Origin of the sequence: Paenibacillus ginsengarvi, assembly GCF_003626695.1 — a bacterium.
Lineage (GTDB): Bacteria > Bacillota > Bacilli > Paenibacillales > NBRC-103111 > Paenibacillus_AB > Paenibacillus_AB ginsengarvi.
Window position 1 is genome coordinate 433,324 of sequence record NZ_RBAH01000002.1, and the last position, 13,615, is coordinate 446,938.

Genomic DNA, 13,615 nt, shown 5'->3' on the forward strand with positions numbered 1-13,615 from the left:
CGATATAATTTGTGAGGTAACAGGCTAACCAAATCTTAAGGGGGTCATGAATATGAAAAAGTTCCCGGATATGGAACGGTCCAGGAAACATTTGCTGGTTTATCCTTTATTGCTGTCGCTCGCGGCAGGTTGTTCAAGCGGTGGAGGCCAGCCGTCTGCAGCAGACCCGGTAAAAGACAATAAGCCAAAAACTCCGGTCACGCTGAAAGTGCTTTTCGCCAACCCTGGGATGACAAAGGAGATTTTTCAGGAGCTCATCGCCGAGCCGGTTAAAAAGCTGCATCCGCATATCTCTTTTGATATGGTCGAATTTCAAACGACCTACGGGCTAAAGGAAATGATCGCCGCCGGGGATCTTCCCGACTTCATTTATACCACTCCGTATATTCAGGACATGCTCGATAGCGATATTGCGCTTGATCTGACAGAGGCGCTGAAGAAACATCAAATCGATACCGCCCGGTTTAATCCGGTCGTGATGAACGCGATCAAAGGCTTCGGCTCGAAAGGAGAAATTTATTCCGTTCCGTATATGAGCCAATCGTTTGCCATGTGGTACAACAAAAGTTTATTCGATCGCTTTGGCAGCGCTTACCCGACGGACGGCATGACCTGGGATCAGGCGATCGAGCTGAGTAAAAAGCTGGCCCGGCAGGAAAACGGCGTGCAGTATCGAGGGCTGGTCGCTACCCACGGCGGAATTTCGACCTTTGCTTCTTCGCTGTCCCTCGAGCTTGTCGATTCGAAATCTTTATCAGCGCTTATTTCGGATAAATGGAATGACGTTTTCGCCAAAGGGAAAGCGCTTTACGATATTGTCGATAATCGCCCGACCAAGTTGAATGCAAGCAATGTACAGCTGTTCGTAAGGGATCAGACACTTGCCATGGCGCCGTATTGGACCGGGGGCATGCTCGGAAATTTGAAAGATGCGAAGGATCTGAACTGGGATGTGGTGCAAGTACCGTACTTTGCAGAAGCGCCTAATAAATATTATCAGGTCGATTATCATCAATTTGTCGTCAGTAAAACAACCAAACATCTCGATGATGTCATGGAAGTGTTGAAGGTGACCGTATCGGACGAAGTTCAGGCAAAGGCTGCCCGGCAGGGGAAAGAAACCATACTTGCGAATCAGAGCATTATCGATCAGTTCGCGCAAGATCTTGATTTTGTCAAAGGCAAAAACCTGAAAGGTATTTTTAAGGGTCAGGCTTCCAACATGATTTTCCAATCCAAATATAACGGCTCGGTTTCGACGGCGATTAACGCGGCGTTTAACGATGTATTCGAAGGCAAATCGGATATCAATACGGCGCTGCGGAAAGCCAAAGAAGATGCAGACAAAAAAATCGCCGAGTTGAAACAACAATAAACGGATCGGCACGAGTGATCCTGCTGCGGGATCATGCCGATGCGGCAAGGGGCTATTCGCGTGAACAAAGCACGTTTCGTATGGATGGGTTTATCGATCACAGTCCTTGTCGGTATTGTTTATGCGGTGTTGTTTCGAGAGACGAACGATAGGGAGGCCATCAATATGGAGGGAACCGGGTTGACACAGAAATGGCAAGACCGGGACATCTATAAAAACTGGATGAGCTTGACCGTGGAGAAAAAAGCAGGCTACGAGAACGACGCTCTCAATGGAAAAAATTATCCGGGTGGCGATCCGTTCGTCATGAAACATAACGGTATTTATTACTTATATCCGAGTACGCATTTCAATTTATCCGACATCAGGGCATGGAGCTCGGAGGATTTGATCCATTGGAACTATGAAGGAGTCGTAGCGCAGGACGATCGCTTGAAGATGGCCTACGCCCCTGAGGTTACTTATTGGAACGGTTATTTTTATATGGTTACCTCGCCGGGAGGGAACGGGCATTATGTTTTGAAAAGCGATCGTCCCACAGGTCCCTTCACCGTGGAGACCACTAATGTGGGCATGAGTATCGACGGTTCCATTTTTATCGATGATGACGGCAAATGGTACTTTTATTATGCGGGTCATAACGGCATTCGCGGGCGGGAAATGCCTACCCCGCTAACGTTCGGAGCAGAACGCATTTTGCCGGGAACAAGCATGAATCATTGGACAGAAGGGCCTTTCCTGCTCAAAAGAAACGGTACTTATTTCATGACGCAAACCGGCAATCATCTGATGAGCGCAGGGTACCGGATCAATTATTCCATATCGAAGGATGGACCGCTCGGCAAATTCGTCACGCCTTACAATAATCCGCTAATCATTAACACGGATAACGGGTTTCACGGCTTAGGGCATAGCTCCACCGTATTGGGTCCCGATCTGGACTCGTATTATGTCGTGTACCACAATAACAAAAATCCCGTAGCGCCGGGAATTGGTCATGACAGGTACTTTAATATCGACAAGCTTGTGTTTAACGGGGATAAAATGGACGTTCTCGGGCCGACAAATTTCCCGCAAGTTGTGCCGAACCGGGCATCCTTTTATACGTGGATCGAGCGGGACGGGATTGAACGGCATTTTGACAAGCTGGCGCAAGGAAAATCGACCAGGATCGTCAGCAAAACGGGAACGCAGGAAAGCTACACAGCAGAGTTCAACTTTAAGGCGGATTGGGAAGCTAAGCCTAATGAGGGCGGGAAACCGCTTGCGGGCGTCATCTTTTCTTATGAGAATAACTCCCATTATGGCAAAGTCTCCGTCGATGTGCTCGAAAAGAAGCTGGAGCTTGCAAGCGTAAGCCATAACGAAAGTCGTTCCACTGCATTCGCATCGTTGCCTGAAGATATGGACCTGACCAAGCTGCATACGATTCGGATTGAAAAGGATCGTCAGAAGGTAACCGTTTATTTTGACGGCATGCACAAACTGGATGCCGAAATGAACGACTTGGCCGCAGGCCGGATCGGATATGTTTACGAAGATTGCGATTTGATCGCGGACTATACCGCCTTCAGCGGTGAGGTAAACGGTTCAAGCGATTTCGACGCCTATAAGCCTGTTCCGGGAAGCATCGAGGCGGTCCATTATTTGAAAGGTTCCGGGCGCGGCTACTCCGCGAAGCAGAAACCGCAAGCCGAAAATCCTTTCCGTCCGGAAGATGGCATCCGAATCGCTCAAACGGACGGCAACAGCTACCTGGTTCATCTGGATCATAAAGGAGATTGGCTGCAATACAACATCAACGTTAAAGAAGATGCGACCTACGGGATCGATCTCAGAGTTAGCGGTCAGAAAAAAGCTGCGGAATTGGAAGTGTATGCGGACGATAAGCGGATCGCCACGATTGTAGTCCCTGCAACTGAAGATGATCCCCGGAACGGCTGGGTGAAAGTGAAAGGAAGCGGAAGCGTTCCTCTACAGGCCGATTTGCACACCATGAAGCTTAGGGTGAAAAGCGGCGAAATCCAGTTATTGGATTTTAACCTTTATAAGCTGGGCATGGAGGGGCTGAATCGGTCTGTCGACCTGACCAAAACCGGGGATCGCGCCGACGGACTGTATAGCGATTGGACTTATATCGGCAAGTGGTCCATATCGGATCAAGGGTTAACCTCCGCCCCCGGTGTTAGCAGCATGGCCTTCACAGGAGAAACGTCCTGGAGCGATTATACGGTCGAGGCGGATCTAATCGTAAACAAAGCCTCCTCGCAGGACGATGCCGGTATTGTAATCCGCGCTTCCAATGAATCGACGCATAAAGACCAGGTAGCAGATGCTTTAATGGGATATTATATTTCATTTGCATCCGGCTCGGTTGCTCTGAAAAAATTAAACTATAACGCGATAGTGCTTGAACGGGCCAATTTTAGCTTTCCAAAAGATCAAAAGGTCCACGTCAAGATTGAAGCGGAAGGAAGCACGATTCTGGTTTATCTCGAAAACAGCCCGAAACCGATCCTTCAGTATACGGACAGCGATGCGTTTACTACCGGTAAAGTCGGCGTCAGATCGACGGCGAATGCCAGTATGTTTTTCGAGAGGTTCATTATTAAATCGTTATAACGAATGTTTCTGGGGCTGCACGCAGGCCCCAATTTTATGGAGTGGAGTGGGAACGCCTCCGGAAAAGAAAGGATCGTGATTGCGATGACATCATCCAGGGCGAAGGTGCAAGTAAAAACGGAACGAGTGGGCAAAGGCCAAATACAACCTTATTTGTTCGGACATTTCGTAGAAGACATTCGCGACCATATGTCTGCAATGTTAGCCTATCCGCTGACGGATATGGATTTTGAAAGCATGGACCATACGTATCGCGGGCTTTCCGGAAGCTGGCGGCCTTATACGAACGGGAAAAGCACGACTTACGTCCTAGAGCCTGCGGCGGCCAGACATTCCGGACATAGCCAGCTGGTGCGGATCGCAAGCGATGACGAAGCCTATGCAGGTATAAGTCAAATCATTGCCGTAAAGTGGGACCAGATCGGCTATGCTTTGAAGCTATACGCGAGAGCTTCGGTTGAGATCAAGTTTGTTATCGCTGAAATTGTTGATCGCAGGAGCAACGAGGTGCTCGGTTCCACAAGGATCGACCTGGTCAGCCACGACTGGAGGCCATACGAGTCTCGTCTTGTCCTGCAACGGGATTGCGAGGAGGCGGAGTTCCGCATATACGTGCCTTCCGAGCATGAGCGCTGGCTGGATCATGTATCTACGGGGATGCTCTGGCTGGACCACATTTCCTTGCTGCCTTCGGATAGCGCGGGTAATGTCCGCAAAGAAGTGATGGATCTGACCAAAGACTTAAACGCCGGCATGATGCGGCTGGCGGGAAATTATATCAGCGCCTACCATTGGCGGCAAGCGATCGGGCCCGTTCTGGAGCGGCCCTGTATCGTGAATGAAGCATGGGGCGGATGGACGAGCAAATATTTCGGCACGGACGAATATATTCGCTTTTGCCGCGAATTGCAGGTGGAGCCGCTGATTTGTGTCAACGACGGCTCGGGAACGCCGGAGGAGGCCGCCGAGTGGGTGGAATATTGCAACGGCGACGCGAATACGCCGATGGGCAAACTGCGGGCCGCGAACGGGCATGCCGAGCCCTATAACGTAAAGTATTGGGAGATCGGTAACGAGGTTTGGGGGCCGTGGCAGGTCGGCCATTGCAGCGCCGAACAATTCGCAGAACGTTATGTGCGATTCGCCCAAGCTCTGAAACGTACCGATCCTGGTATCGTGCTGCTCGCATGCGGGGACGTTCGTATGGAATGGAACAAAGCGCTGCTGGAGCGAGCCGCCGAGCATATCGATTATGTCACCTTGCATCTGTATCACGGCTATGCCCGCTTTGGCATGAACCGTCAGACGCCGAAGGAAGAGCGCTTTAAGGCGATCGTCTCTTACCCGGAATGGACGAGAAAATCGATCGGTCAGATGAGGGAGCTGTTCGGCTCATCCGAGCGTTACGCCCACCTGAAGCTGGCCGTTACGGAGTACAACACGATGTACTTGCCGAATACGATCCGCAAAGGGCTCCCAAACGAGCATACCTTGGAAGCGGCTGTCGCGAACGCAGCCAACTTAAATGAATTTATTCGCAATTGCGATTTGCTCGAGATCGGCAGCTTCTCCGATCTGGTTAACGGCTGGCTCGGCGGATGTATCCGGGTAGGGGATTTCCTTGCGGATCAGTTTCGCGGCTTAGTCCCGGGCGGTAGCGGCAACTCCTCAACGGTGTACGGCACCCCTTCCTATCACGTCATGAAGCTGTATGCGAACAAAGACTTGAGTCATGTGGTGGAAAGTCTTACGGAGTGCGGCAGCTTCTCGGTCAACAGTCCGATGCCTAATGCGCCACAGCTGCATGACCTGCCTAATCTGGACGTCGTCGCTTGCCTGAACGCCGATGGAAATACATTGACGCTGTTTATCGTGAACCGGAGCCTGGAAGCAACAGATATCGAGATCGATCTGGACGGCTTCGCCGTGTCGGGGAGCGCTCGTTTGCAGGAAATTACGGCGGACCATTTGGAGTGCATCAATAGCGCCAATCATCCGAATAACGTCGGGTGCGAAACCCGCACGGTTTCGTTTTTGGACAGTCTTGTGATCGGTCATCTGCAAGCCTCGTCCATTTACGCATTGGAAATCAGCCGCTGACGAGGGCAAGTCGCCCCACATAAACAGCCAAAAAAACAGCATGAAATAGGAGTGGGAACCGTATGACAACCAGAAAATATATAAAAAACTACCCGAGACCGCAGTTTGTGAGAGACCACTGGGTTGATTTAAACGGAGAGTGGGGCTTCGCTTTCGACGATGCCAACGCCGGAGAAGCCGCAGGGTGGCAGCGAAGCTTTAAAGGAGACCGCACCATTGTCGTTCCTTTTACTTATGAAACGAAGAAAAGCGGGATCGGCGAGGAAGCTCACCATCCATGCGTTTGGTATAACCGTAAGCTGGACATTCCCGCGGAAGCCCGGGGCAAACGTGTTCTTCTGCATTTTCAAGCAGTCGACTATATCGCGAAGGTATGGGTCAACGGCGAATATGTCGGAAGCCATCAGGGCGGCTATTCGGCTTTTTCGTTCGATATTGCGCCATACGTACGGTTCGAGTCCGCGAACGAGCTTACCGTTCAAGTGATCGACAGTAAAGACGCTACGCAGCCGCGCGGCAAGCAGCGCTGGGTAGATGACAACTTCGAATGCTTTTATGTGCAGACGACAGGCATTTGGCAGTCCGTGTGGCTCGAATATGTCGAGCGGGACTATGTGGACGCCGTCAAAATAACGCCGGATCTCGATGCCTCGACCGTTCGCTTTGAATACCAGGTGAAAGGCGAGGTTCACGCGGACAGCAATCTTCGTCTGGAGACGATCATTACGATGAAGGGCCGTCAGGTCAAGCAGGCGAGTCTGAAAATCGATCGCCCTTGGCTGCGGCTGGAAGTCGATCTCGTTCACGAAATGAACGGACCGTGGAAGCGCCGCTACTGGGCGCCCGGACACCCGAACCTTTACGATGTGGAGTTCAGGCTGTACCGTGACGATGTCTTGATCGATCAGGTGTACTCCTACTTCGGCATGAGGAAAATTTCGATCGAAAAAGGCCAAGTGCTGCTTAACAATATGCCGATCTACCAGCGTTTGATTCTGGATCAAGGCTATTGGCCGGAGAGCCATTTGACCCCTCCATCAGAGGAAGCGCTGATCGAGGATATCGATCTTATGATGCAGATGGGGTATAACGGCGTACGGAAGCATATGAAGATTGAGGACGCGCGATTTCTGTATTGGTGCGATGTAAAAGGCGTGCTCGTCTGGTCCGAAATGGCGGCTACGTTCGAGTTCAACGATCGGGCGATTGAGCAATTCACAGCGGAATGGATGGAGATTGTCCGGCAGCAGTATAATCATCCTTCCATCATTACGTGGGTTCCGTTCAACGAATCGTGGGGCCTTATGAACATTTTCAAGGACGGCCGGCAGCAGCAATGGACCGAATCGATTTATCATTTGACGAAGGCGTTCGATCCGAATCGTCCGGTCGTAACGAACGACGGCTGGGAGCATACGGTGTCGGATATTTTGACGCTGCACGATTATGCCGAGACAAAGGATGTGCTGCTCAATCATTTAGCCAGCAAGGACGAAGTCGTAAACAACGAAAAGGCGTTCAACGGGCGGAAATATGCATTCGCAGACGGCTACGGCTACAAAGGACAGCCGATCATCGTGAGCGAGTTCGGCGGCATCGCCTTCGAGTCCGAAAAAGGCTGGGGCTACGGTAAGCAAGTCGTCTCGGAGCAAGATTTCGTGGAACGGTTTCGCGGTATCCATGAAGCGATCAAGATGACCAAGTACATTGTAGGGTATTGCTATACACAGTTAACGGACGTTCAGCAAGAGGTGAACGGTCTGCTCACCGAGGAGCGAAAACCGAAAATTCCGATCTCGACCATTCAGGAGATTAATCTTGGATAAAAAGCCGAATATTTTAATCATTACGACCGATCAGCAGCATTTTAATACGATTCATGCTCTTGGCAACGAAACAATCCGCACCCCCAATCTCGATCAAATCGTGCAGGACGGCATCGCCTTCGAACGGGCCTATGTCGCGAATCCGGTCTGCTCGCCCAGCCGGTCGACGATCATTACCGGGGAATATCCGTCCCGGCACGGCTGCTGGAATATCGGAGTTGCTCTTGACTCTAATCGTACAACCATAGGCCAATTGCTGAAGGAGCAGGGCTACGCGACAGGACTGTTCGGGAAGGCGCATTTCCAGCCGGTCTTGAAAAGCGGAAGCTTCGAGGCGCCGCCGCATATCCATAATCGCGAGTTTTGGCGGGAGTGGAGCGGTCCTTACTACGGCTTCGATCAGGTTGCGATGGTGCATGGGCACGCCGACGAGGATTCCTCCCACGGCATGCATTACGGAGCGTGGCTTGTCGATCAGGGGATTGATCCGGCCCTGTATTTCGGCCCCAAAGGTGGACACCGCGAAGGCTCGTGGGAGTTGCCCGAGCATCTGCATTATACTCAGTGGACTGCCGATCGCACGATCGACTTTATCGAGGCCGCAGCGAAAGGCGGGCGGGATTCGCAGGAGCAGGACCAGCCGTTTTTGGCCTGGTGCAGCTTTCAGGACCCGCACAATGCCTTTTTATGCCCCGAGCCCTGGAATAGCATGTATGATCCCGACGAAATGCCTCCCTTCCACGAACGTGAAGGTGAAATGGCCGACAAACCCCGCATTCATCAGTGCTTGATAGAGGACCGGATGAAGGAGCTGGATGTTAACGTAACGGCAGATCCGGGCCATGATACGGGCGGCATTCAATGTCTCGGCCTTACGAATGAAAAGATCGGTCGGGAACGCGCGCGTAAATGGCTATCCTCTTACTATGCGATGGTCAGCCTTATCGACCACCATATCGGACGGATTATGGAAAAGCTGGAGCAACTGAATATCGCCGACGACACCTTGATCATCTTCACTTCGGATCACGGCGACTACGCGGGGAATCATGGGTTATGGCTGAAAGGTCCTATCCACTATGAAGACATTATACGCGTGCCTTTTCTCGTTCGCTGGAAGGGGACGCTGCCGGCAGGGGTCAGGACGAATTCGTTAATGAGTCTCGTCGATCTCGCTCCGACCATCCTGGAGGCGTGCGGAATCGAAGCCCCCGGGTCGATGCAGGGCGTAAGCCAATGGGCGACGTTGCAACAGCCGCATTCGTCCAAACGGGATTGGTGCCTTGTGGAAAACAGGGCGGAACCGACCTTTTATGTGAAGACGCTGATTACGGAGCGTTATAAATTGAATTATTTCCTTGCCCGTAGGGAAGGCGAGCTGTACGATTTGGCGGAAGATCCGCATGAATTTGTCAATCTTTACGACCATCCGGAATATGCAGACTTGAAAACCGAGCTGCTGATGAAGCTGGTTGACGTGTATGGCGAGCTGGAGCGGCCGTATCCTCCCCGTCAAAGCTTTGCGTAATGTGAGAGGGCCCATGTGCTTTAGCATGGGCCTTTTTGGGTACTAGGCCAAGTACGTTCAAAATTTCATTCATGCCAAATTTTTTCCCCGCTTGGGCTGCTGGAACAACAAATACACCGATGAATTTCTCCATCCGAGTTCGTCTAAATCAATGAAGAACAAAAGTGATTCAAGCGCCAGTTGAAACCGGTCTATGAATGGTTTCGGCAAGCATTCGCGTTCTTAACTCCAATTTCAAACAAGGAAGTAGGCATATGCATGAACTCGACGCGGTCAAAAGATGGCACCATCCTAGCGTATGACGTCTATGGCAGCGGTCCGGCACTCCTATACATCACGGGAGCCTCCTGTTACCGTTCTTTTAAGCCGATCGTGGATGACGCGAAAGTATTTGCCACCTGTTTTACGGTTTACAATTACGATCGTCGCGGACGCGGCGAAAGCGGGAATACGCTGCCTTATTCAATGGAACGTGAGATCGAAGACGTTGAAGCGATGATTGATGTAGCCGGCGGCAGCGCGTATGTGTACGGCCATTCTTCAGGCGCCGTGTTGGCGCTTGAGGCTGCGTTTCGGCTTGGCGGCAAAGTACGAAAGGTAGCGTTATACGATGCGCCCTATGTACACGACGAGAAAGAAAAGGCCGAGTATCGTCAATTAAGCAAGAGTGTACAAGAACTTCTCGACGACGGCAGAAACGCGGCGGCCATGCGCACCTTTCTGAAGGGAATTGGGATGCCGCGAGTGTTCGTCTCGTTATTGCCGCTATTTCCCGGCTGGCAGAAGATGAAGGCACTTGCGCCAACCTTAGCTTACGATATTGCGCTTACGCAGGATCAGGCTCCCGTCGAAAGAGCAGCTGAAGTAACCGTTCCGGCGTTAATCGGCGTTGGCGAGAAGAGTCCTGGAGGCTTACACGATGTGGCCAGGCAATTAGCGAAAGCAATTCCAAATGCAAAGTTCTCACAGCTTACCGGCCAAAACCACATGGTTAGCGCCAAGAAGCTGCTGCCGCTGCTTTCGGATTTTTTTAGATAGGCTGGCCGGAGCGATAATGGATCCCGGCGATGCTTTTTAACTTGCTTGCCAAGGGCTATAGTTTTGTTTGTGAACAAGATGAGAATATCGGCGTGCCCGAATTTTCATGTAAAAGTCAAAAATGTGGTACTTCATTATTTGTTTTGTATAGCTAATTCAGGCCCGTCATCCGCTCTCTTTACTTTCGCGCACAACTTACAGGCGTGCAGCGCTACACATCACTTACGTTGCTTCGGGCAGCTGGTCGATCAAACTTTCGTGATAACCGGTGTTTCAACTTGCTTCGAGCAGGGTAATGATAACCAAGTGGGAAATGGTGATTATACGATTCAAACGGCGGAAAACAGATCCGAATAAAGGATCCGGCTATCCGAAAGGTTGATGGTAACCATGTTATCCCTTATGAGAAGGAAACGCTCGAAATGGTTTCGAGTCGTAACCGGTAAAGTACCCTAGCATTTGGAAGAAGATTGCTTCTTAAACTGATGCAAGTCCTGATAATCACGCATTCCCACATTGAAGGCCCCTCGATCCGAGATCGATGGGCCTTCGCTAGTTTATGTTCTTTACTCTATGCCTGCCTGGATTCTGTCATCGATTGTTGCCAGGGCAAAGGTGTTTGTAAAAAATAACTCAACTTCCGCAGCCTGAAATCGGCAGGTAAGACCTGATATAACTGGGCAAAGCGGCAAACCATTGCTGGAGTTGACGTTGAATCAGGGACGAAAGCTTTTTACCCACTTAAGTTGGTCGTCCGCGCTGAACTACCCTAAGAATAATTCACATAGCATATGTCCAAAAAATCGTCGTTCGCGACATAGGTAGGTTTTGGGAAATAATGGACGACAAGCTGCAACCTTTCAAGTCCAAACCGCGTCTAGCATGCAAAGGAGATGACGGCATGGGACAACAGAAAAGTATGCTTTTTCTCATTTCGTTGTGCATAGTGATCATGCTCAGCGCATGTGCGGACTTCACAGGCTCCGCATCGAAGCAGCCGACAAAGCTGTTTGCTCCTGCGGGTAAAGGATATATCGTGCAAAAGGGCGGTAACCATCTGCTTGTTACGGCGTACATCGACCGAGCGGAAGGCGTGGGCATCGATGCGTACTCGGTTACGGTGGGTGAGAAGACAGTGCTGCAAAATAGCAAAGGCCAAAGCATCTCTTTGGCCGAGCTGGAAGTCGGTTCGCAGGCGGAGGTCTGGATTACCGGGCCGGTTCGCGAATCTTATCCGGCCCAAGCGGATGCTGCGAAAATCGTCTTATCTGAGGACCCGCAGTCTGCTTCGGCAACCGGGGTTGGGCGGGCGGCCGCCGTACTAGCCGCGCTGCAATCCAAAGAGATGCAGACGCCGACCGTGGCCAATGCGATCAAGTCCGCTACACTGGATGCCGAGCACGGTTTTTGGAGCTTGGAGTTAGTTCGTCAGGAACACATCGGTCAGCCGATCGCGTTTCGCATTGACGCACGCACGGGCGGTATCATCCTTGTGCCTGTCGCGCAAAATGACGCTTTCCGCCTATTCTCGCCAAAGCCCGGAACGGAAATCGGCTCCACGCTGATCGTCGAGGGCGAAGCCAGAGTGTTCGAGGCCTCCTTCAGTTGGTCGCTGGAGGATGGACATAACATTTTGGCGGAGGGGCATGAGATGGCCGCCGGCGGCGCTCCCGCTTGGGGCCGCTTCAGCTTTACGATAAATGTTCCGCCGGCTTCACAACCGAACGTAACGCTGCTGTTGTTTGTCCATAGCGCCAAAGACGGCAGCGTGCAGCAGCAGTTGGTTGTTCCGCTCAAGGTCGCCGGGGATCGCGCACGGTAAAACGTTTCGCTTTTTTGCATATTCCGGCAAAAGCTCGAATCTGAACAAAGATGTGAGTTTTTTCTGTTTTTGCGACAAATAAAAATTTAAAAATGGGTGAAACAGGAGATATTCGCATAGGGGTCACGGAGCCGACTGCAAGTTATCGCCTACCTGGTATTCTGAAGGAATTTATGTCCATATACCCGAACAACCGCATTTCTGTTAATTTGCAAACACTCCGTTGCTGAGCGAGCAAATCCGTAGAGGAGATCTTGATTTTACGCTGTGCTCACCACCGGATTTAGTGACCGACCTGTATTTTGAATTACTATTTAAGGAAGAGTTCGTAGTCTTAATGCCTCAAAACCATCCGTTAGCGCTGAAAGAGGTACTCGCACCGGAGGATATTGGAGAGTTTCGCCTGCTCATTACATCGGCGACCTGTCCGTATCGCAGGAAACTAGAGATGGTTATGAAGGAAATGGGAAGCCTGAAGCAAATACCGCAAAGGTACCATGTGGTCGGAAAATGTGATCGAGTTCCTCTCCACGGGCAGGGTGCGCGAAACCAAATTGTGGGTGGACGGCGTACCGATAATCCGCACGATGCTGTCGGGCACGGACAAATTCCTCGCGCCCGCAAGCGATGGGGACGTTCATCTCGGCGCTTCTTATGCGCGATGGTCTGACGTGTACGCTGCTAGCGGCGTCATCAACACTTCGGATCGGAACGAAAAACAGGACATTCAGCCGATCCCCGACGCCGTTCTCGACGCGTGGGCCAGTGTGCAATACCGGATGTTTCGTTTCAAGGACGCCGTGGCGAAGAAGGGGGACGGGGCCCGCTTGCATATCGGACTCGTCGCCCAAGACATCGAGGAGGCTTTTCGCCGACGCGGGCTGGATGCCTTCGCTTACGGCTTGTTGTGCCGGGATGAGGTCAACGACGAGAAGAACGGCAGCCGGCGGGAAATCTGGGGCATAAGGCCCGATGAATGCCAGTTTCTCGAGTCCGCCTTGCAACGCAGGGAATGGAATCGAAAGGGGAAACAAGCGAGCGAATAATCCCGAAAAGGCGCGTTTTGTCCGAATTTGAACAGCTTGGCAATTGACACACGATCCAATCGTTAGGACCCGGAAAATGTAAACTTGGTCAAGTCGCTGCAAAAAAAGGGGCTGTCACAGGTCTTAAAGTGTGAACTGCACCCCGTCAAGTAGACAGTATAAATAATAAAAGCTCTTTAAACGGCCTTTGTCCGGAATTCCATGGGACTGAGACCGTTTAATTTTGCTTGTAATCGCTCGTAATTGTAAAAATGGATG

Annotated in this window: 9 protein-coding genes and 1 pseudogene; 9 read left to right on the plus strand and 1 reads right to left on the minus strand. The window is 51.3% G+C overall.

All coding sequences use genetic code 11. The features are described from left to right. The first annotated feature begins 52 nt into the window (after positions 1-52). The 9 genes and pseudogenes from D7M11_RS04975 (at position 53) to D7M11_RS05015 (ending at position 13,357) form a co-directional block, all read left to right on the plus strand. Positions 53-1,375, plus strand: coding sequence for an ABC transporter substrate-binding protein (locus D7M11_RS04975; RefSeq protein WP_158606445.1), 1,323 nt, complete (start codon positions 53-55; stop codon positions 1,373-1,375). A 60-nt stretch (positions 1,376-1,435) separates the two neighbouring features. After that, entirely contained in the window at positions 1,436-3,997 is a 2,562-nt protein-coding gene (locus D7M11_RS04980; protein ID WP_158606446.1) for a family 43 glycosylhydrolase, read from the plus strand. Positions 3,998-4,081: 84 nt separating this feature from the next. After that, on the plus strand, positions 4,082-6,097 hold the full coding sequence (locus tag D7M11_RS04985; RefSeq protein WP_120746081.1) for an alpha-L-arabinofuranosidase C-terminal domain-containing protein: 2,016 nt from the start codon (positions 4,082-4,084) through the stop codon (positions 6,095-6,097). A 62-nt stretch (positions 6,098-6,159) separates the two neighbouring features. Further along, positions 6,160-7,923 (plus strand): glycoside hydrolase family 2 protein, encoded by a 1,764-nt coding sequence (locus D7M11_RS04990; RefSeq protein WP_120746062.1) that lies wholly within the window; start codon positions 6,160-6,162, stop codon positions 7,921-7,923. Further along, positions 7,916-9,451: a sulfatase family protein gene (locus D7M11_RS04995; protein ID WP_120746063.1), complete on the plus strand. Its 1,536-nt coding sequence runs from the start codon at positions 7,916-7,918 to the stop codon at positions 9,449-9,451. The genes D7M11_RS04990 and D7M11_RS04995 overlap by 8 nt, the downstream gene beginning before the upstream one ends. 180 nt (positions 9,452-9,631) lie before the next feature. Continuing rightward, positions 9,632-10,489: an alpha/beta fold hydrolase gene (locus D7M11_RS05000; RefSeq protein WP_240040953.1), complete on the plus strand. Its 858-nt coding sequence runs from the start codon at positions 9,632-9,634 to the stop codon at positions 10,487-10,489. 901 nt (positions 10,490-11,390) lie between these two features. Further along, positions 11,391-12,311, plus strand: coding sequence for a Gmad2 immunoglobulin-like domain-containing protein (locus D7M11_RS05005; RefSeq protein WP_158606447.1), 921 nt, complete (start codon positions 11,391-11,393; stop codon positions 12,309-12,311). Between the two features lie 223 nt (positions 12,312-12,534). Further along, a pseudogene (locus tag D7M11_RS37230) lies at positions 12,535-12,720 on the plus strand (LysR substrate-binding domain-containing protein); the annotation flags it as partial. 88 nt (positions 12,721-12,808) lie between these two features. Then, positions 12,809-13,357, plus strand: coding sequence for a tail fiber domain-containing protein (locus D7M11_RS05015; RefSeq protein ID WP_120746066.1), 549 nt, complete (start codon positions 12,809-12,811; stop codon positions 13,355-13,357). 176 nt (positions 13,358-13,533) lie between these two features. Here D7M11_RS05015 and D7M11_RS38015 read toward each other — a convergent pair whose 3' ends face one another. Next, entirely contained in the window at positions 13,534-13,614 is an 81-nt protein-coding gene (locus tag D7M11_RS38015) for an IS3 family transposase (RefSeq protein WP_420817643.1), read from the minus strand. Position 13,615 lies beyond the last annotated feature (1 nt).